This is a genomic window from Anabaena sphaerica FACHB-251 (genome assembly GCF_014696825.1).
GTDB lineage: Bacteria > Cyanobacteriota > Cyanobacteriia > Cyanobacteriales > Nostocaceae > RDYJ01.
This window is the reverse complement of the sequence record NZ_JACJQU010000010.1, coordinates 1-18694: the sequence shown is the minus strand read 5'-3', so window position 1 is coordinate 18694 and position 18694 is coordinate 1. Positions and strand designations below refer to the sequence as shown.

The 18694-nt window shown below is 37.4% G+C and carries 18 protein-coding genes, 1 tRNA gene, 1 pseudogene and 1 other annotated feature; of the genes and pseudogenes, 13 read left to right on the top strand and 7 right to left on the bottom strand.

Going from position 1 to position 18694, the window contains the following annotated elements; translation table 11 throughout:
* Nucleotides 1-69 precede the first annotated feature (69 nt).
* The 3 genes from H6G06_RS16570 to H6G06_RS16560 all read left to right on the top strand — a co-directional run bounded on the left by H6G06_RS16570 (nucleotide 70) and on the right by H6G06_RS16560 (nucleotide 2348).
* Complete coding sequence (locus H6G06_RS16570) at nucleotides 70-1728, top strand: ATP-binding protein (RefSeq protein WP_190562066.1); 1659 nt, start codon at nucleotides 70-72, stop codon at nucleotides 1726-1728.
* A gap of 235 nt (nucleotides 1729-1963) precedes the next feature.
* Nucleotides 1964-2035, top strand: a tRNA-Cys gene (locus H6G06_RS16565).
* Between the two features lie 112 nt (nucleotides 2036-2147).
* Entirely contained in the window at nucleotides 2148-2348 is a 201-nt protein-coding gene (locus H6G06_RS16560; RefSeq protein WP_190562064.1) for a hypothetical protein, read from the top strand.
* Between the two features lie 47 nt (nucleotides 2349-2395).
* Here H6G06_RS16560 and H6G06_RS27120 read toward each other — a convergent pair whose 3' ends face one another.
* The gene (locus tag H6G06_RS27120; protein WP_206754716.1) at nucleotides 2396-2698 is read right to left on the bottom strand and encodes a hypothetical protein; all 303 of its coding nucleotides are present in this window, start codon (nucleotides 2696-2698) and stop codon (nucleotides 2396-2398) included.
* Nucleotides 2699-2817: 119 nt separating this feature from the next.
* Between H6G06_RS27120 and H6G06_RS16555 the strand changes: the two genes are divergently transcribed.
* The 3 genes and pseudogenes from H6G06_RS16555 (at nucleotide 2818) to H6G06_RS16545 (ending at nucleotide 6533) form a co-directional block, all read left to right on the top strand.
* The gene (locus H6G06_RS16555; protein WP_190562062.1) at nucleotides 2818-3543 is read left to right on the top strand and encodes a hypothetical protein; all 726 of its coding nucleotides are present in this window, start codon (nucleotides 2818-2820) and stop codon (nucleotides 3541-3543) included.
* Nucleotides 3544-4054: 511 nt separating this feature from the next.
* Nucleotides 4055-5493: pseudogene (locus H6G06_RS16550) on the top strand (vWA domain-containing protein).
* A 74-nt stretch (nucleotides 5494-5567) separates the two neighbouring features.
* Nucleotides 5568-6533, top strand: a complete 966-nt coding sequence (locus tag H6G06_RS16545) for a HEPN domain-containing protein (protein WP_190562060.1) — start codon at nucleotides 5568-5570, stop codon at nucleotides 6531-6533.
* Nucleotides 6534-6661: 128 nt separating this feature from the next.
* Here the strand turns inward: H6G06_RS16545 and H6G06_RS16540 are convergent, their stop codons facing one another.
* Nucleotides 6662-6889, bottom strand: a complete 228-nt coding sequence (locus H6G06_RS16540; RefSeq protein ID WP_190562059.1) for a hypothetical protein — start codon at nucleotides 6887-6889, stop codon at nucleotides 6662-6664.
* A 390-nt stretch (nucleotides 6890-7279) separates the two neighbouring features.
* Nucleotides 7280-7335 (top strand) — a sequence feature (23S ribosomal RNA rRNA prediction is too short).
* A gap of 147 nt (nucleotides 7336-7482) precedes the next feature.
* Here H6G06_RS16540 and H6G06_RS16535 point away from each other — a divergent pair.
* From H6G06_RS16535 to H6G06_RS16525, 3 genes are all read left to right on the top strand, one after another.
* Complete coding sequence (locus tag H6G06_RS16535; RefSeq protein ID WP_190562057.1) at nucleotides 7483-8313, top strand: hypothetical protein; 831 nt, start codon at nucleotides 7483-7485, stop codon at nucleotides 8311-8313.
* Nucleotides 8314-8359: 46 nt separating this feature from the next.
* Nucleotides 8360-8998: a HesA/MoeB/ThiF family protein gene (locus H6G06_RS16530; protein WP_190562055.1), complete on the top strand. Its 639-nt coding sequence runs from the start codon at nucleotides 8360-8362 to the stop codon at nucleotides 8996-8998.
* Nucleotides 8999-9116: 118 nt separating this feature from the next.
* The gene (locus tag H6G06_RS16525; protein ID WP_190562053.1) at nucleotides 9117-9941 is read left to right on the top strand and encodes a M90 family metallopeptidase; all 825 of its coding nucleotides are present in this window, start codon (nucleotides 9117-9119) and stop codon (nucleotides 9939-9941) included.
* Nucleotides 9942-9980: 39 nt separating this feature from the next.
* On the opposite strand, the gene H6G06_RS16520 is transcribed toward H6G06_RS16525, so the two are convergent.
* Together H6G06_RS16520 and H6G06_RS16515 are read right to left on the bottom strand one after the other, a co-directional pair.
* Nucleotides 9981-11789 carry a bifunctional 3'-5' exonuclease/DNA polymerase gene (locus H6G06_RS16520; RefSeq protein ID WP_190562051.1) on the bottom strand — a complete coding sequence of 603 codons (1809 nt, stop codon included), beginning with the start codon at nucleotides 11787-11789 and terminating at the stop codon, nucleotides 9981-9983.
* A 266-nt stretch (nucleotides 11790-12055) separates the two neighbouring features.
* Nucleotides 12056-12868 (bottom strand): hypothetical protein, encoded by an 813-nt coding sequence (locus tag H6G06_RS16515; protein WP_190562049.1) that lies wholly within the window; start codon nucleotides 12866-12868, stop codon nucleotides 12056-12058.
* Between the two features lie 246 nt (nucleotides 12869-13114).
* Between H6G06_RS16515 and H6G06_RS16510 the strand changes: the two genes are divergently transcribed.
* The gene (locus H6G06_RS16510) at nucleotides 13115-13567 is read left to right on the top strand and encodes a hypothetical protein (RefSeq protein WP_190562047.1); all 453 of its coding nucleotides are present in this window, start codon (nucleotides 13115-13117) and stop codon (nucleotides 13565-13567) included.
* Nucleotides 13568-13670: 103 nt separating this feature from the next.
* Here H6G06_RS16510 and H6G06_RS16505 read toward each other — a convergent pair whose 3' ends face one another.
* The gene (locus H6G06_RS16505) at nucleotides 13671-14366 is read right to left on the bottom strand and encodes a hypothetical protein (protein ID WP_190562045.1); all 696 of its coding nucleotides are present in this window, start codon (nucleotides 14364-14366) and stop codon (nucleotides 13671-13673) included.
* A gap of 384 nt (nucleotides 14367-14750) precedes the next feature.
* On the opposite strand from H6G06_RS16505, the gene H6G06_RS16500 reads away from it, so the two are divergent.
* The 3 genes from H6G06_RS16500 (at nucleotide 14751) to H6G06_RS16490 (ending at nucleotide 18125) form a co-directional block, all read left to right on the top strand.
* Entirely contained in the window at nucleotides 14751-15056 is a 306-nt protein-coding gene (locus H6G06_RS16500) for a hypothetical protein (protein WP_190562043.1), read from the top strand.
* Nucleotides 15057-15252: 196 nt separating this feature from the next.
* Nucleotides 15253-17184 (top strand): M23 family peptidase, encoded by a 1932-nt coding sequence (locus H6G06_RS16495; RefSeq protein ID WP_199306757.1) that lies wholly within the window; start codon nucleotides 15253-15255, stop codon nucleotides 17182-17184.
* Between the two features lie 212 nt (nucleotides 17185-17396).
* Nucleotides 17397-18125: a hypothetical protein gene (locus H6G06_RS16490; RefSeq protein ID WP_190562041.1), complete on the top strand. Its 729-nt coding sequence runs from the start codon at nucleotides 17397-17399 to the stop codon at nucleotides 18123-18125.
* Between the two features lie 104 nt (nucleotides 18126-18229).
* Here H6G06_RS16490 and H6G06_RS16485 read toward each other — a convergent pair whose 3' ends face one another.
* Both H6G06_RS16485 and H6G06_RS16480 read right to left on the bottom strand, forming a co-directional pair.
* Nucleotides 18230-18466: a PIN domain-containing protein gene (locus H6G06_RS16485; RefSeq protein ID WP_190562311.1), complete on the bottom strand. Its 237-nt coding sequence runs from the start codon at nucleotides 18464-18466 to the stop codon at nucleotides 18230-18232.
* An 88-nt stretch (nucleotides 18467-18554) separates the two neighbouring features.
* Nucleotides 18555-18694, bottom strand: a 140-nt coding sequence (locus H6G06_RS16480) for a four helix bundle protein (protein WP_190562039.1), incomplete at its 5' end; no start/stop codon positions are given.

The window sequence follows — 18694 nt, the reverse complement described above, 5'->3', positions numbered from 1 at the left end:
ATCCAAAAGGCTAAGGCATCAGCAATCAATTTACTCTACAAGAGAAAATAAGTCATTCAAATCAAACTCATGAAATTGACAGACTGGCCTACCTTAGCTCACCAAAATACGGCAATTGTAGCTGTGGAATATCATACACCTGACAGAATGCAGATTTTACAGCAGTTTTACGACTGGGGTGAGGAGAGGTCTTTGTCAGTTTTTCTTTGGAATCCCGGTTACTGTGAACTACAGCAGTTAATTCAGCATCAAGGTCAGTACATTTTACAGCCAACTGACAGGGGTAAAAACCAGGATATTCTTGAGTATCTTTTGACAGACTATCAACCAGGTATTTATTTATTGGAGGGGATGCTACAGGAAAATGAAGGTAACAAAATTAGTCAAAAACTGAGTTATCAACTACTAAATGCTTATTATCAAGCTTTGTGGAGTCAACAGAATATTTACTTGGTATTATTAGAAACTTACGTTCAGCTACCTTTAGAATTACAGCCTTTTATTCCGGTGCTGTCTCATCCACTGCCAGATCAAGAGCAGGTAGAACTGATTGTACAACAGTTTTTTGATTGTTGTTCGCATTCGGTTTTAAATACACATTCAGTTTTAGATACACATTCGGTTTTAGATAATAGTCATCCTTCATCAAACACTGTTTTAAGTTTTGATGGGAGTAATGCCAATTTTCAAGTTTCAAGAAACCAAACAATGCAAATGCTTATTCGTGCTTGTCAGGGTTTACCTGTAGGTGAAATAAGGATGCTACTAAAGCAAGGTTTGGGTTTTACAGAGCAGCTTGAGGATATCGCCCAATTAGTTCTAGATCATAAAGTTAACAAATTACGGGGACGTGGTTTAGAGTATATTGCCCAACCTGATGTACCTTCAGCCGGAGGTTTAGATTTACTCTCAAAACGGTTAGAAACTATTACCTGTTTACTACAACCAGAAGCACAAAAATATAATTTGCAGTTTCCCACGGGAATGCTGTTATGGGGATCACCAGGTACAGGTAAAAGTTTATCGGCTAAGTTAGCAGCTAAGAAAATGGGATTGCCGTTGTTAGCAGCTAATTGGGGTGTATTATTGGGTAGTCCTCATCCTGATCGAGCGTTAAAGGAGTTTATCGCTTTGGTAACATCCCTTGCTCCCTGTGTTCTCTACTGGGATGATTTTGATAAGGGTTTTGCTGGCTGGGACTCGAATGCAGATGGTGGTGTGGCACGGCGTTTATCTGCGGCTTTGTTAACTTGGATGCAGGAGCATCAAGAGCCTGTTTATACTGTTGCTACTATTAACCGCTTGGAAATGCTACCTGCGGAATTGGTGCGTCGTTTTGATGATGTGTTTTTTGTAGATTTACCCCATGAGGGGGCAAGATACGAAGTTTTCAATTTGCATTTAGCTAAGTATTTTCCAGGTTTTCGAGGTAATGATTCGCCTTGGAGTGATGAGCAATGGCGTAGGTTGTTAACTGAGTATAGAATTTGTACTCCCGCAGAAATTGGTAATGCTGTACGGCGCTGTGCTGAAAGGGCTTTTGCTCAAGGTAAACCAGGGCAAATTGAGTTTGAGGATTTGTTGAAACAGCGATCGCAGTTTACCCCGGCAATGGAACGAGAATCTGAGCAGATGCAAGCTATTCGTAATCAGGCTATTTACGCTCAACCTGTTTCGAGTGAAGATGTTTCACGGTTTGCTTATCAACATCGGGAGTTATTTGAGTAAATCAGTCCAAAAGAATGTTACGCACCGTGAAGTAATTCATGGTGCAGTTTTCTGACTTTCCCAAAAATTTGTAGTATGCTCTTGACATCGAGTAGTATTTGTATTACAAATGTAGTATCAACACAAACGCCTCCCCAAGAGGCAAAACAAAAACCATGTAATCATGCTTTTCTTGGGTCTGTAGCTCTAATGGTAGAGTTCCTGGATTCACTTGTGTCCTGACAGAAAAAGCTTACATACTTGCTCAATTGGTAGAGCGATCATCTGCAAAATGATAAGTGCAGGTTCAATTCCTGCGGTGTAACCACAGCTTTTTCAACTTACACGAGGTGTGAGTGCAACTCTCACAGGGAGGGTATCGGTTCAATCCCGATCAGATCCATGAATAACAATTTGTAATTTAAAAAGAGGTGATGACAATGGTTCATATTCGATTTGAGGGACGTTCTGTTGATGTTACAGAAAAACAACTGGGAATTACAGCAGGGATGAATGATGTAGTAGTTAAAGAACAGGTTGCTCGACATTTAGATGTGAAAAGCGATCGCCTTTCTAATTACATAATTGATCGTCGTCCCAGTGGTGATTTAATCATCCGTCCTGAAGCTGTTTATGGTTAAAGTATTTTAGTATTCCGCGCCCCGATAGAAGAAACATACATACACATTTATAACGGTTCTAAGGTAGCAAAATTCGAGCAATCGAGCAAGCGAAGCATGATTACTAAATCTCTCGCAGATTTAGCGTGCGTGTCCACTGCCAATATTTGGTAAGAACAACCGTAGCTGTAAAAAGTTTCTTGAACTTGCACGGATTCATTTAATATTCCGCGCCCCAATTTGTAAAGCCTACACACCATCCGGCAACGGATTTGCAGGTTCAATTCCTGTCGCTCCCGTTGATGGGAGCGTAGCCTAATTGGTAAAGGCAATTGTGAAAACCGCTTTGCTGACTTGTGCGGAATTCTCATTATTTAAATTGTATTTAACTCAATCACGTATAAGGAGGTCAAACCGATGATGTTCGCTAAATCATTTGCAATCAAAAACCAATCGTTACAACTGCATTTGCATTTAAACAACGTGAGATATGAGCGAACATCGTTTGAGCGAAATTGTGATTGAGCGGCCTCGTGGTGGGAGAAGAATTAGTCTCAAAAAGTTGAGTGGCTTTAAAAAGCAATTACAAAAAATCACCGAAGAAGCAACTGAGGATGGATTATTTAATTCCTACCTGATTAAACCCACAAAAAAATCCAAATATCTTTCAGATCATCTCGGTCCTTTGCGTCGGTTTCTGCGTTCAAAAGTCGGACAACCTTGGAACGACATTTACAGCGAACTGTGCCAAAAATTAGATACCAGCACAATGGCAGGACAGCACGTAATTGGTCATCTATGGGACTACGTTGAACGCCATGTAGAAATCATTGATGGTCAGGTTTATAGCAAGTCTTACCGATGGAATCGAATTCGGTTAGATGGAAGTTACTATGACCGTTTTTACATCCATCCTGAAACTGGAATTCTTTGTGCAGTTCAGAAAGTAAATCGAAAGCAAAAGCGACAGCAAAAACCAACCGATATTGTCATCATTGATAATTATCATCAATATCAAAAGGTAAACGAGATTTGGTATTTAATTACCTTCGCAGATTTTCCACCGTCACCAACTGATTATGTCACGGATATTATCAAAGGTGTAATTCATTGTTCAACTGCAATTTCTAGAGGTCAAAAAACTTATGCTGTCAAGAAACAGCAATGTAGCAAGAAAGAAATTCGATGGATTTTAAATCAACTTGCTAAAACTTAGAATTTTCACTTCGTACCCTAACCAAAAAAGCCTACATACTAGCCAAATTGGAATAGGCACTTGATTTAGGTTCAAGCAATTATGGGTTCAAATCCCATGTGTGAATCAATAGCTTTTTTAACTTGTACGAGGTGATTCAATTTTGGATTTTAGATTTTGGATTTTGGATTATAAATCAATACTTTTCGGTTCAGTGTTTTTCAGCAAAACCTAGATAAAGAAATTTAAATAGTTTCAAAGTTTTATGATTTCGTAAACTGAACCCTATTGGATTATAAGCCTTAATTACAAATACTCAGTACCCAATTTATTGGCAGTTGTTGCCGCACCCTGATCTTGGAAGCTTACATAACTCTTTTAAAGTTAAATCCAATGCTTCCACAACTTGTGCGGTGACTTGATCACCCCGCGTGCAACACTGCCTCCAGCAATTTTGGATTTTAGATTTTGGGTTTTCGATTGCAATCCAAAATCGCAAATCCGCAATCCAAAATTCTTAGAGGAGGTGATCATGAATACTAATACCGCAGAACGTGACTTGCGTTTAGAAATGCTCAATAGTTTGCTAATAACCCCTCACCGCAAACTTGAGCAAGTCGCAGAAATCCATAAATTAATTGTTGAACTTGATCCTATATTTTACGGACACCTAGCTGTTTGGTATCAGCATTATGGTGATGTTCGTGACCACAAAGAAGTGTTTCTCGCTCATTTGCTCACTAGCAATTTGACTGAACACCGGGATGCTGGATTTGTGATGCTGCAAGAGTTTCCACCCTATCAGGTGGCTCGTGTGGTGGATTTTATGAAGCAGCAACAAAATAAGTTGCCTCGTTCGGCTCGGACTGCGGTGCGGTTGTATCTGAAGACACGGGAGAGTAATCCGGCTTTATTCGATCGCGCTGCTTTGCGGGGTCGTAAGGCAATGAAACACCTGTATGCTTCCCTGCATATCAAGCCCAATGAACGGGCAAATGCGATTTTGTTTAAAAATACTCCACCAGCAGGTTCTTTAGCAAATGTGTTAAAGCAGCTTGCTAAGGCAGAAAAAGCAGCAGAACAGGCTCAGTTGATCGTGGAGTTCAAAATTCCTTATGCGATCGCCATTGGTGCTATTAAACAACTTACACCTGTTGTTTTGGTGGCGTTAATCAACAGTATGAGTCCTCAAGAAGTGATCAATAACCTCAAGTCACTCCAAGCTAGAGGGGCAATGGATCACCCAGAAGTCAAGAAGTTGATTGACTCCAAGCTAGAGGAAGCATCTAAAAGTGGGCGTGTCTCAGCTTTCAAAGCCCAGGTAGCCGCAGATACAGCAGATTTCGACGCAGACACCGTTGCTCGGTTGGAAAAAGTCACTAATGAGCAGGTAAAGCGACGGGGGACAATTGCTCGGCCAACTGCTTTATTAGTGGATAAGTCCGGTTCAATGGAGAGTGCGATCGCTGTTGGTAAACAACTTGCTGCTTTAATTTCTGGTATCACTCAGGCAGAATTGTTTGTCTATGCCTTTGATACCATTCCCTATCCTGTGACAGCCAAGGGTAAGGAGTTGACTGACTGGGAACGTGCTTTCCAGTACATCAATGCAGGTGGTGGTACTAGCATCGGCTGTGCATTGGAAGCAATGCGGAAGAAGAAGCAGGTGGTTGATCAGATTATTGTGGTAACGGATGAAGGTGAAAATGCTACCCCTTACTTCGGTGAGGTGTACAAGAGCTATTGCCGGGAGTTTGGGGTAATGCCGAATGTAGTGATTGTCCGTGTGGGTAGTCATTACAACTGGGTGGAACTCAACTGAAGCAGCAACAAGCACCTGTAGATACGTTCACTTTCGCGGGTGATTACTACAGTTTGCCGAACCTTGTCCCACTCCTAATACGCCCTTCTCGTCTGGATTTGCTGATGGAGATTTTGGATATGCCTTTGCCTGTAAGAGTGGATAAGTAGAATGTAAAATGGGTGCGTTATGATTATTTCTAACGCATCCAGATAAAAATATTAAAACTAAGTTTTGAAACAATATGTTAGAAAATACTAGCTTTGCTTTTGTAGCTAACCTACTCGATGTTCAGTGTAATTTACCTTTTAACGTTATTGAAAATTGCTACTTTCAAAAAGCTAATTCTATCCAAATTGCCCAGATTAAAAAATATTTGTCAGACTCAGGATATCTTTATGGACTTTCTAAATTCAATTTATCTCCTTATGAATTGGTTTATATTGAAGATTTGAGTAAACCTACCCAGAAAAGTTTCAAAAGCCAGCAGCTTGAAGAAGATTGGAAATATTATATACTAACTTTTAATGGTAACAACTCTATAATTTATGATTTATCATTAGCAGCCAACTTAGCAAAAGTAGAACTTGAATTTGGATTACAGTTTATACGTCATCCAGAATCAGAAGGATTTGGAATTCTCAAAAATCCAATACATTCCTTCAATTATTTTCATGAAATGAATACAAATTCATTTTTAACTGAACCTGCTGAATATATTGATGAGAAAATATTGCAAGATATAGGATCAATATATTCAAATTATAAGCAATTAGATGAAACCAGGTATCCAGATATAAAACAAGCTATTCAGATGTTAGAGGATCTGAAGCATATTCCTAATCATTCTAAATTCAAAGTTCTTGGACTATTTACTATTATTGAATTTTTAATTACACACAAACCAATTGATACGGGAGATTCAATCATACGACAAGTCACTACAAAAATACCTTTATTGTCGAAACGTTTTAGTGAGGAACTTGACTACTCTAAATTTTTTGGAAATACACCCCAAAATACAATTTGGAAAAAACTTTATGCTTACAGAAGTAATATAGCACATGGTGGTCAATCAGATTTTGCAAAAGAGCTATCAGTTTTAAAAGATGATTTGACTGTCAAAAAATTTCTAAAGTTAGCTGTAAAAATGCTTTTGCAACACTCTTTGATCGAGCCTCAGCTATACACAGATTTGAGAGAATGCTAAATTAATCTTGTTAGCCTATCAAGGTTGAAAACTTTAATATATAAGTGATATATAAGGATTATGAGAACGAGCAGCATAAATTAAAACACCAGCATCAATGAAAGTACGAATCATATCAAGTCTTCGACCTAACCACCTTGACGTTCTGCTTTTTCTCTATCTGCTTCTTCAGCCGTTAACAAAGGAAGACCAGAATCAATAATTTCTTGTCGAATTTGTCTTAATTTTTTACCTAACTTAGAGCCAGATTTTAGCTGCTGCTTTTGCCGTTTAAGTGAATCAATAAATGCTAAAACTTTTTCTTGTTCATCTGCGTTTAAAGATTGCCATTTATCCAGCATTTGTTCGGTGGTCATATTGGTTATCACTCCGATGATTAAAAATAAGAATACATTATTTATATTGTACTTCTCAAGATTTTATTTGCATCAACATTAAAACCTATAACCCGACTGGGAATGAATTCCCAGCCTCATAGCAAAAGTCATCTAAAGATGACTAAAAATACAAAAAAATCTCTAGTTTACTTTAGTAAACTTTAGTTATTAGCCCGGAAATTCATTTCTGGGCGGGTGTGGAATCAAACAAATAAGCTATGTCTTCTGGAAAATAACAAACTTTTATTGTATTATAGATGTAATATATTTCTTGCGTGACCCAACTCGTGTGAGCCTACATACTAGTACGAGAGGAAAAGTAACACTGCCAAATGCAGTGGGCGTGTGTGAACGGGGAGTGCGAAGAACCTGGGAAGTAGGCTTGAAAGCAGCCATCTTTTAAAGAGTGTGTAACAACTCACCAGCGGAGTCCCTCTAGTAACTGAGAACGCGCAATGCTCCACCAACTTGCACGCAGGAAATATTCATATTAATTCATAATTAAAACAGTTAGATTTTATGCGAGTTTCCAGGTTGAATTTTTAGCTGATTTTAAATAATTGGTATTAGTTATGACTAACATATTTAACCTAATCAACCAAATAGCTAATGCAGAAGCACAGTTATCTGAAACTCAATTCCTTGCGCCCTGTGTCAAGGGTGGACGAGTCCGCACAAGGGTAGCCGGGATGGTTTACACCTTCACACCAAAGCCTAGTAAATTTGCAGGTTGGGGCATCTTTGAGGCTGTGGATGAAAAGACAGCAAAGCTGGTAGAAGAGGCAGATTTACCCCAAATTGCCGAATACCTGCAAAACTTTCCTCAAATCCGACTGCGGTTAGCATACCAACTGCAAAAACAAACTTGGTTAGCATACCCTGTGAATGAAGCGGATATGCGTCAACGGTTGAAGGTGGTGAAGCCGATCGCATTACATTTAGTAACTGAGGGTGTTGTCTTTGAGCAAATCATAGCTCGTTGGGATGGTCAAACCTGCTGGTTTGAGGAAGTTGATCGCCGTACTGATCCTGAAATCGTGGAAACTCTGCAAACTGCTGTGAAAAAATTCACTCCTTCACAGGAATTACAGTTTAAAGGTATTACTCCAGAAATCCGCACGGTGTATGAATTAGCAAGTCAAAGAATTGAGGGTTTTACTCAACCCCAACAGGATGAAAGACGATTGAGAAAGGCGTTAAAAATGGGGGGTGGTTCTTTAAATCAATTCCATGATCGCGGTGATTATTGGACTGTTGATTGGACTACTGCGGATGGTGTTCGTCACAGTAGTGCGATCGCTAAATCTGATTTAACTGTTATCAGTTCTGGTATTTGTCTGAGTGGACGAGATCGCGATTTTGATTTGCAATCTTTAGTAGCTGTAATGGAACAACGAGAGTAATAAAAGTGTATCTCAATTACCAATTACCCATTACCTATTACCCATTATGAGTATCTTTTTTCATGAACAGCTTTACCGCAGCCATGCTGTGATGACAAAGTTAAAAGATTATCGGATTACAATTTGTGGGGCGGGTGCATTAGGAGCTAACATTGTAGAAAACTTAGCTCGCTCTGGTTTTGATAAACTGACTGTCATTGATTGCGATCGCATTGAGGAACGTAATCTTTCCACCCAACCCTACTACCGTTCTGATGTGGGAGCATTTAAGGCGAAGATTTTAGCCAACAATTTATATCGAGCAATTGGGACTAAAGTTGATGCTAAAACAAAGGAGTTGACACCAGTAAATACAAATCAATTACTCCAAGACAGCCAGCTAATTGTCGATGTCTTTGACAATAGTGTGGCACGTCAAGCAGTGAAAGATTATGCTGATCAAAAAAGCATTCCTTGTCTTCATGCTGGGCTATCATCTGATTATGCAGAAGTGATTTGGAATGATATTTATCGTGTTCCTTCTGGAGTTAATGATGATGTCTGTGATTATCCCCTAGCACGAAATCTAGTGATGTTAACGGTTGCTGTGGCCTGTGAGGCAATTATCTCATTCATTGCTACAGCAGAACAGCGTAACTTCACTATTACGCTCAAGGATTTGACTGTTCAATCTTTCTTTGAGTGAGTTTCCATAGCTTTAGCAATAGCGTACAGCACGACCTAGTAGTAATCGCTCTTGGAATGGGCGGTGCGTGTGATTTTTATCAGAAATTAAATGATTTGATACCCTGATTTTCCGCAGAATGATTCAAACAATAATTGTCTTTCTCATCATCGGGCTAATTATCACGGGAATTTTAGTTAATCCCATCCTCATGAAAAGGAGAAGAAACCGTCTCAACCGTCGTCCTTTTCCTCCTCTTTGGAATGCCATTATTGAAAATAATCTGCCAATATATCTCTATCTGAATCATGATGAAAGAAAGCGACTCCAAGGACATATTCAAGTATTTTTAACAGAGAAGCAATTTATTGGATGTAGAGGATTACAGGTAACAGAAGAAAAGAAAATAATCATCGCTGCTGTTGCCTGTTTACTTCTATTAAATGAACGAGGACAATATTTCCCTAAACTGCGTTCAATTTTGGTTTATCCTAGTGCTTACATTGTTAAAGAAACGACTGCTATTGATAATTATGTTGTTGAAGAAAGGCGTGTAGCAAGACTAGGGGAATCATGGACAAGAGATCAGGTAATATTATCTTGGGAACAGATAAAACAGGACACTCTTAATTGGCAAGATGGACATAATGTGATCCTGCATGAATTTGCCCATCAGTTAGATCAAGAAGATGGAAAAGCTGAAGGTGTGCCGATTTTAAAACACAGTTCAGACTATCCGATTTGGGCTAAAGTAATGAGCGAAGCATATCAACACCTTTGTAACGATGTTCTCCAAGGTGTAAATAATGTCATAGATAGTTATGGTGCAACGAATCCCGCAGAATTTTTTGCTGTAGCGACTGAAACTTTCTTTGAAAAACCACACCAATTGTTATCTCATTATCCGGCGATTTATCAGCAATTACAATCTTATTATCAATTAGATCCTGTGCAGTGGAAATAACAATTGGGCATTTTTTTATTTGGAATACTCTTACAGAATTTACCAGCTATTACCCACACTAACATCCACCACAACAGGCACAGGATTCAGAAACTTTTCAGCCGCAGCAACCATACATCTGTGTAAAATCCTACTAACCTGTTCAATCTCATTTTCCGGACATTCCAGCACAATTTCATCATGAACAACACAAATCAACCTTGCACCAGTCCTACTTAACGGCTTAACAAGCTTCACCATCGCCAACTTATTAATATCAGCATTTAACCCCTGCACAGGATGATTAAGCATTTCAGCCAACCTGGGTTTATCAGCCCATCTCCGTCTTCTCCCTGCCAAAGTCCGACTTTCTTTCACACCCCGCAAATATGCTTGCTTAATCGTTTCATGCCACTTAGTCACACCAGAATAAGCATCAAAAAACCTGCTTCTAAAAGCCTTCGCTTCCTCCAGTGTCATAGTCACACCATACTTAGTTTCAGCATAGATGCGAAGTTTAGCAGCACCCATACCGTAAATCAGCCCAAAATTAATCGCTTTAGCCAGTCTGCGGTCTTCCTCTGTCACCTCCGTGATCAGCTTACCAGTTACCAAAGCAGCAGTCAGTTTGTGTAAATCAGCACCTTGACGGTATGCTTGCCGCATCTTAGCATCACCACTTAAACGCGCCACAATTCTTAACTCAATTTGCGAATAATCAGCTTTCAGTATTTGATAGTTAGGTGCAGCAATAAAGCAACTTCTAGCAGCAGCATCACGAGGAATAGTTTGTAAAGGTGGTTGACGACAGGAAAATCTCCCAGACCTCGCCCCTAATTGATAGTAATTAGGGTGAATTCTCCCAGTTTTAGGGTGAATATGTTTAGGTAAACTATCAGTAAAAGTGGCAGTAATTTTAGCAAGGTGACGATAGTCCAAAAGAGCCTTAATAATAGGATATTGAGCTACTAAAGGCACTAAATCTTTTTGATTAGTTGATTGGACAGGAATACCCATAGCTTGAAAAGCAGCTAAAACTTGTTGGGAAGAATTAGGATTAACAGTATCAGTCAATTCTGGTAACAGAGATAATTGAGATTTACCCACCAAACGCAACTGTTTAAGTTGTTGAAGTGCATTTATTTTATCAGCTTCTAAAGAAGCACCCAACTTATGCCATTTAGACAAATCAAACAACATTCCATTGAGTTCCATTTGGGCAACAACAGGCAGACAATGAAATTCAAGTTGAGCAATTTTCAGCAAATTTACCTGTGTTAATTTCTTGACTAAAATCGGGTAAAGGTCAAGTAAAATAGCAGCGTCTGTAGCAGCATATTGTAATTGTTCTGGAGTTAGTTGTTGATGCCAATTGCTAGTTTGTAATGTTTTATCTAGTTGGATACGTAACAGCTTACGAGTGGCATTTTCTAAAGATGCACTGGTTTTAATGCCGGCATTTAAAACTTGGTAAGCTAGTTGAGTATCAAAGAAACGTCCAGCAATTTGTAGTCCAGCTTGATTTAAAAATTGCCATTCAAATTTGGCATTATGAGCGATTTTCAAAGCGGAATTACAGAAGAGTTTGTTAAGTAGTAAACGACTAATGTTAGTGCGCCTGTCTCCAGTATTATGTTCCACATTATTGTGTTTATAAATAGCTGGTAAATCAATGATAACAACCGGATAATTAGGTACAGCTATTTGAATTAATCTAATTTTGTCAGTTAAAGGATCTAGTCCTGTAGTTTCGCAATCTAAAGCTATAACTTTTGATTTAAACAAAGGTTTGATAACACTTTTGAGAGTTGGAATATCTTTGACTACAGTGTATTTTGGGTATTCAGGGTATTTTGGGGAATAGTTCATAAAGTTTATTGATTTGGTTTTTTAGATATGAATATTAAGTAGGTAGGCGTTGAAAAGTGTTATTATGACAAGGCAACATGAAAGAGACTTTCAGAGATTTTAAGTTTTGTACTTGGTTTAGTTTTTTTGATCCGACTTACTTAGTTGACATTTATTTGATAAAAAAAGAGAGATTTATATATAAAATCCCTCTATTATCAATTGATAATTGTTTTATTCAAGGTTTAAAACCGCCCCTTTCAAGAAGGAAAAAGCCAAAAATCCCGCTAACCAACTTGACGCTGAGGCTTACCTTTCTGTAAAATATGATGAGTCTGGATATTTTCGTCAAAATCATCAATTGCATTAGGAGCTAATTCTTGAATAATTGTTTGAACAATTTCTGGTGCAATTTCTAAACGATTTTTGATTTGTGCTTGCAACCAAGCTAAAGGAACGTTTTTACCATTTACCTTCTGTTTGATAATTAAGTCAGATTTAGGGTTTGTAGATTTTTTAATGGCGCTGGCAATTTTTCTGGCTGTGCGTAAATCAATTTTGTCTACGTCAACAGTAATTGAATTGTTGCTTTCGAGTTGTGTTTGTAAAGGAGTGCTATCATTAGATTGATTACTATTGTCATTTTCTGAAGTATTAGAATTATTAGATTGATTCACTGCTTCAACTTTTATTAAATCATCATCTGAGACACTTGGTTGATTACCATTGTCATCTTCAAACTTAGTAGAAATAGTAGATTGATTCACTTCTTCAACTTTGGTAAAATCATCATCTGATCCACCTGATTGATTACCATTGTTATGTCCAATATTGGCAGAACTATGAACAACAGAATTAGAATTTGCAGGTGAATGATAATTTTCTTTTTCAAGATGAAGATTGCTATTGATTGTGTCACAAAATTCAATGTTTGACTTTTCAGATGTATTATTGGTAGTACCAACTTCAATTTGAGCAGAGACTTCATGCCATAAATGCACTAATCCTAATCCAAAGTCAACAAGCATTACAGTAGTAAAAGAGGCTGTAATTATCAGGATTAGATAATTTAAAACTTCTTGAGTTTGTTGAATATTCATGGTGATTCAATTGAGATTCGATTATCAAAAACAACGAAGCAATAGCTTCATTTTCACTTGCTTCAAATTCCCAAATTTCGATGATTATTTTCAACAATTGCATAAGGGTTTCCAGCGTTAATAAGTATTTTGTCAACGGTATCCGTATCCCGGCTGTACCCCTATTATTGCGGTACGGAAAATTTAGGAAACATTTTCGTATTTAAAAACATCAATAATGGAGTTGAATGATTTTACGGTAATTTTATGATGTTGAAATTCTTTTCATTGGCTACTGCTTGTGCATTGCTACTACCAGTTGCTTCTCCTGTGTTCGCCCAAGACCTGGAAACTATTCGCGTGATTGGTAGTCGTAGTTGTAGTGGGTTGTGTTTGGATAATTTTCTGAGGAATTTTATAGGTAGTTTTGTGGAGCCGTTGCGGAATGAAGCGACACTGGAGGCAGACGAATCAGCATCAGACCCAGAGGTGGTGATCATGCCTATCACAAGCATTGATGATTTATGTAATGTTTCTGCTGATGACCGAGCCAGGCTGGTTAATGCTGAATTTCGTGGTGGATATGGTGGTCAGTCTTTGACGGTAGGTACGGTGATACACGTTCAGTATTTCCCCCCAAGTGCAAACGAGAGATTTGAACTTACTGCAAGCGCGACTCTTAAGCCTGTCCCTAATTCGTTTAATGGTGGCTGCGATTAGAATAGTTGGAGTGATGCTTTCCGGCAAACCGCAAGCAGTATATGGGTAGCCACCTCTCCTCAGTTTAAAATCAAAAGTTTCAAACTGAGGATTTTTGGTAACTTTAAAACAAATTCATTTGTACAGATGAATTTACTGAAGTTTCCACATAATTAGTATTTTCAAGTTCGTCTAATTTAGACTTAGCATTAACACGACGTTTACCCCATCCTTGCTGTGCTGCGTGTTTAACTATGCTGCGTCGAATTGATTGACTAATATCGTGAAAATCATTTTTTACCTGCTGAAAATGAATAATGGATTTACTGCCATTATTACTGGTATTTCCATCAATAAATTTATAAAAACTCTGGCAATCTTTGGGTAATTTATTGTATTTAGTCAAAACTTCATTACCTACCCAAAGATAAAGGTTAGCGTAATCTCGATGTAAAGGTGCATCGTAAGTTGCTGGCATCATATAGGTGAGAACTTCTGTAGGTGTAGCATAGTCACCAACTTGATTTTGTTCATACTCATTGCAAATTAGTTCTAACCTGTCTTGAATACAAGCAAACTTCAGCCATTGAGGAATTGTATCACTCCAAGAATTGCCGTAAATCACTAATGGACCCGCCAGGTAGCGAATATGGTGTATAGAAAATTCGGCTATTTCTAATAAAGTTGCTAACCATTCTTTAGGAGTATCTAAACTAGCCATGATTTGCAGCATCTTTAATGTATTATCTGGCAGTTTAGCATTTTTATGATTCTTTAATTTTGTCACTACTTCCGCAGGAATCAAGTTTAGTTGTTCCATTTGTCTTCTCGATATGAGCGCATCACCAAAAATAGCCAATCGGCTAATAAATAATTAGCCAATCGGTTATTGCTGTTACTCAATTAATTTTTTATGCTGTTATTAATTAGTTGATAGTTGACCATTGATAATTGACAATTAATATTCTTTCATTCAAGGTTTTCAACCTCTTTTTTCAAAAATCCCTATTTTTCAATCCTCTCCCAATTAGTAAGAGGTAATTCAATACTGCTCTATTAACGAAATAAATAAGGCTTTTACCCTTGAAATACCGTTATTTGTCATGTCCAAAAAAGGCTTAAACGAGTAGTATTAAGAGGTAATTGTCAATTATCAATTGTTAATTGTCCATTATTGAATAGTATTGTTGTTCAGGTAATAGCAATGAATAAAAAACACGCATTAAATCAAAATTTTGAAGATGAAAATAATCAATTAAAGTCTGTCAATGGTTATCAGTCTCCTGGTTATAGTATTGAGGAATCTGGTGATGAAGATAATAGTAATCCTTGGGAAACAGACATATTTGAACATGGCTATCAAGAAAATGTTTTTGAAATCAACTTTGGCGATACAGCATATACAGAATCATCTGCTAATCCCAATCCCAAATTACCAGGATATGGTTCAGATTCGGGTTATAAATCCAATAAAAAGCAGCAGTCAACATCACCAGAACTAGAGTTGTAACCCTTGCTTTTACTCCAACTTATGCTCCAAAAATAACAATAAAATTCTGTTGCATTTAAAAAGCGAATCCCCTGTTAATTAGAGTTCAGTTTCCATAGAAATAATTCGTGATTAATAATTCATATTAATGTGACGCGAAAGCAAACTACATAATTGCGAATTATTGGTTATTGTGTGATGTTTTCAAACTAAAATTATGAACATTACTAAAAAATGGATATTTGTTCTAGTTGTCATCACTTTCATTATCTACAATATTACCGCGCAAGCTGCCAATAGCAGATATAACAATGGCAGTTTACCTACTAGAATTGTAGAAGTTGCCAATGCTCAATCTCGATTACCTACCAACAAACTTTTACTCCCAGACTGGAAGCAAATTTCTCTTAGTCAACTACCAGGTATCAATCAATCTGGTGCAATTGATGGTAGTCCCTATAATCAAATTTTAGGTTATGACATTAGTCGAACTTGGACTGTAGGAATGACTCCCGACGAATATTTAAAAATGGGAGATATCAGTGAAGCATTGCAAGCAGAACAATTTTCTTTACAAGCTATTGCAGATATTACATCTATTGATTTAACCAACATCGCTTTGAGCGAATTTCCTCTAATTGAAGAACAAACATTGAGTCATTTAGCTAACGTTGTTCCTCAATTAGCTCAAACACCAGTCAAAGATATTCAACCTGTTACTGCTTTACTGGAAACAAAGGGAATTAACCCAGCAAATTTAACATTATCTCAGGTACTTAAACAGTACCAAATTGGACAAATGCAACTGAAAGAAATTGACTTGTCAAAGTTTTCCCTAACTTCAATTCCTAACTTAGAAACAGTACCAATTCAAGATTTAACCAATTGGATGAATAGCTTCGTTAAAAATGTTCCTGGACTGGGACAAGTACCTTTAGGATTGATGCCTAATCCTATCATTGAAATTGGTAATTTAGTAATGCGAATTGATGCAGTTTATGGAACAGCAGAAAATCACCGTCAAAACACTATTTCTGGTTCTGACGTGCAAGGATTTTCTCTACCCTGTACTCAAACAGACTGTGCTTACGTAGAATTGGATGATTTGGAGAATGTTGGTGCAAGCGATCGCTCATCTTTAGAAGGTAAGCAATGGATATCCGGTAAATACCAAGAAGTTGAGGGAGGTTGGGGGATACTCAAAGCAGTTAACAATGGACGAGAACCAACCGGACGTTTACCCTTTGGGAAAGCGTTTAAAGTGGTGGTAATGGAAGCAGATGAAACCACAGATACCGTAGATACAGCGTTATATTTTCGCTTCTGTGCTTGGAGGATGGGTTGCACACCTTATTTTATCGGACCGATTCCTTTTTTCAGTTATAAGGTAAATGCGCTGATGTTTGTAGGTAAATTGGACAATGGGAATGAGCAGAGTGTAAATACTACTTCTACACCAACAGGTGCAAAAAGAGAAATCAGAAATAACCCTAATCAAAATAGCACAATAAGTCAAATTAATCCTTGCCCATTTACCAGTATTAATCGCTCAAAAGTCAATCAATCTTTTTCTGGTGTTAATTTGCAATTGCTGGGAAATGCAATTGCTGAAATTGAACGTGCTGGTAGTGGAGATTATCAAGCAGTTGGTGTATATACCTGTGCGGATAACGGGTTAAATTGTGGTCGAGGTTTGGGACGGTATCAGTTCATGAGTTATAACCTCTATGCAGTAAATTTGATAGCTGGTAAACCGGGAGGAGAAAAGTTTCTTAATCAGGTAAGACAAGGTTATCAACCCACTGAAGCTGAATTATTTGAGTTTTTTCCTCCTGCGGATCAGGATAAGGCTTTTATGGCTGATATCGCTAACAAAATTCAAGTAACTCAAGGTGAAATTGACCCTATTACTGGACAATTATTCACTGGTGAACGATTGATTGAGCGAGTAGCACAAAAGCATTTTGGTGGTAATAATAGCAAAGTTGATGCAAATAGTTCCGATGCTTTTGGTCGTCTTAGTCTTCAAGATTATGGCAGAACTGTTTTAGCTTTGTATAGCAATAATAACAGCGATAATGGAACTTTGACTTGTATTCCTAGTTTAACTTTTAGATACATGAATGATACTCCAAACATTGCTAATTAGATTAGGAAATACGGTCAGGATTCACAAATCAGAAAATAAAGACGCTTAATATAGGAATCATATTTGATTCTTGACAAACTCTCCGTACACTTTCCCTGTTCCCTCTCTACATAGATAATTTCAAAAATCAAATACCAATCCTATATTTAATAGCGTAGCTTTATTGATTGCTTGAATACTTACGGTAATTTTGCACTGAGTGAGGTGGTTTTATGACTAATTTATCCAGTAAATCTATATCTTCAGAACTAAACACAAAGCAAACCCCTGATAATAATTTACATTCGGAAAAGCAATTTGAGCAAGCAATAGCAGAAAGAGAAGTTGTTTCTTTATCAGCATCTTCTCCTCAGTCTAACTCACTGAAAACAACAGGATATCAATTACCAGAACCTTCTATGAGAATACGTTATGGAGTGCATTGGTTTCGCATTGGTTTCAGTATCTTTTTGTTACTTTCTATGATTTTGAGCTTGGTAGGGTGTAGTTTGAATGCTGCAACTCTGAATTGGAAAAAAGCTGTTAATGTTATTTCTACTCCTGTTTTACAACAAGTGATTAGAGATAATACAGAATTAAATACCAAAGCTGCTGTTGAAAATATACTGGTTTGGGATGTGGGAGTAAAAGATGGGAATTTCAGACTTTTTAATTTTAATACTCCAGAAGTTTGTGGTGCTTTGGGTTGTCTGTATGCTGGTTATTGGTTCAAATCAAATCAACAAATTACACAGGTATTTTTGACTTATCTAAATCCCAATTTACCACCAGGAAAGCAATTATTAGCAGTAGGAGAAACTAGGAATCAGTCTTTACCTTGTATGCGGGTATTGCAGACAGAAAAACAGCAGTTACGGCAATTAAATTACTGTTTTAATGGTAATCGTTATCAAGTTGCAGATAGTCAACTTTTGGCAACTATAAATAAATCACCCAAATAACAGTTTTTATTATTCAATAACCCATAACCCATATCCAGCACTTCATTCAGTAGTATCATTAATCTATATTTCAAGAAAATCTCAAATTATAAAAATCTTTGGGATTAAGTGAAAGGGTTAAGAAGGGGGATAGCACAACTATCAAAATCACGAATATTGCGCGTGACTAAAGTTAGTTGATATATTTGGGCTGTAGCTGCAATCATCATATCAGCTTGAGTAACTGTTTTACCGCTTAACCTTTGTTGACCTCGTAATTCACCACAAAGTTTAGCAATCTCAACCGTAATAGGTAAGATTTGGCAATCATTTTTAATAAAGTTATCAAACCAATTTTGAATTCTTAGGGTTCTTCGGTACTTGTTATGCTAAACTGACAAGTTGAGAGGAGGGAACAGGGAACAGGGAACAGGGAACAGGGAACAAATTTCAATTTTCTAGTCTTTTGATAAGACTAATAATCATTCGGCTTTCTTCTCGTAATAAGTTAAGAATTACTTCAATGTCTTTTTCTGAGCATAATCCTACTCGTTTAGATAAAATTAGGTGAGTTTCTAATTCATTAACTG

Coding starts and splice junctions, on each gene's coding strand:
- H6G06_RS16570 (WP_190562066.1), top strand. CDS start 70: ATGAAATTGACAGACTGGCCTACCTTAGCTCACCAAAATACGGCAATT.
- H6G06_RS16560 (WP_190562064.1), top strand. CDS start 2,148: ATGGTTCATATTCGATTTGAGGGACGTTCTGTTGATGTTACAGAAAAA.
- H6G06_RS27120 (WP_206754716.1), bottom strand. CDS start 2,698: ATGAGAATTCCGCACAAGTCAGCAAAGCGGTTTTCACAATTGCCTTTA.
- H6G06_RS16555 (WP_190562062.1), top strand. CDS start 2,818: ATGAGCGAACATCGTTTGAGCGAAATTGTGATTGAGCGGCCTCGTGGT.
- H6G06_RS16545 (WP_190562060.1), top strand. CDS start 5,568: ATGTTAGAAAATACTAGCTTTGCTTTTGTAGCTAACCTACTCGATGTT.
- H6G06_RS16540 (WP_190562059.1), bottom strand. CDS start 6,889: ATGACCACCGAACAAATGCTGGATAAATGGCAATCTTTAAACGCAGAT.
- H6G06_RS16535 (WP_190562057.1), top strand. CDS start 7,483: ATGACTAACATATTTAACCTAATCAACCAAATAGCTAATGCAGAAGCA.
- H6G06_RS16530 (WP_190562055.1), top strand. CDS start 8,360: ATGAGTATCTTTTTTCATGAACAGCTTTACCGCAGCCATGCTGTGATG.
- H6G06_RS16525 (WP_190562053.1), top strand. CDS start 9,117: ATGATTCAAACAATAATTGTCTTTCTCATCATCGGGCTAATTATCACG.
- H6G06_RS16520 (WP_190562051.1), bottom strand. CDS start 11,789: ATGAACTATTCCCCAAAATACCCTGAATACCCAAAATACACTGTAGTC.
- H6G06_RS16515 (WP_190562049.1), bottom strand. CDS start 12,868: ATGAATATTCAACAAACTCAAGAAGTTTTAAATTATCTAATCCTGATA.
- H6G06_RS16510 (WP_190562047.1), top strand. CDS start 13,115: ATGATGTTGAAATTCTTTTCATTGGCTACTGCTTGTGCATTGCTACTA.
- H6G06_RS16505 (WP_190562045.1), bottom strand. CDS start 14,366: ATGGAACAACTAAACTTGATTCCTGCGGAAGTAGTGACAAAATTAAAG.
- H6G06_RS16500 (WP_190562043.1), top strand. CDS start 14,751: ATGAATAAAAAACACGCATTAAATCAAAATTTTGAAGATGAAAATAAT.
- H6G06_RS16495 (WP_199306757.1), top strand. CDS start 15,253: ATGAACATTACTAAAAAATGGATATTTGTTCTAGTTGTCATCACTTTC.
- H6G06_RS16490 (WP_190562041.1), top strand. CDS start 17,397: ATGACTAATTTATCCAGTAAATCTATATCTTCAGAACTAAACACAAAG.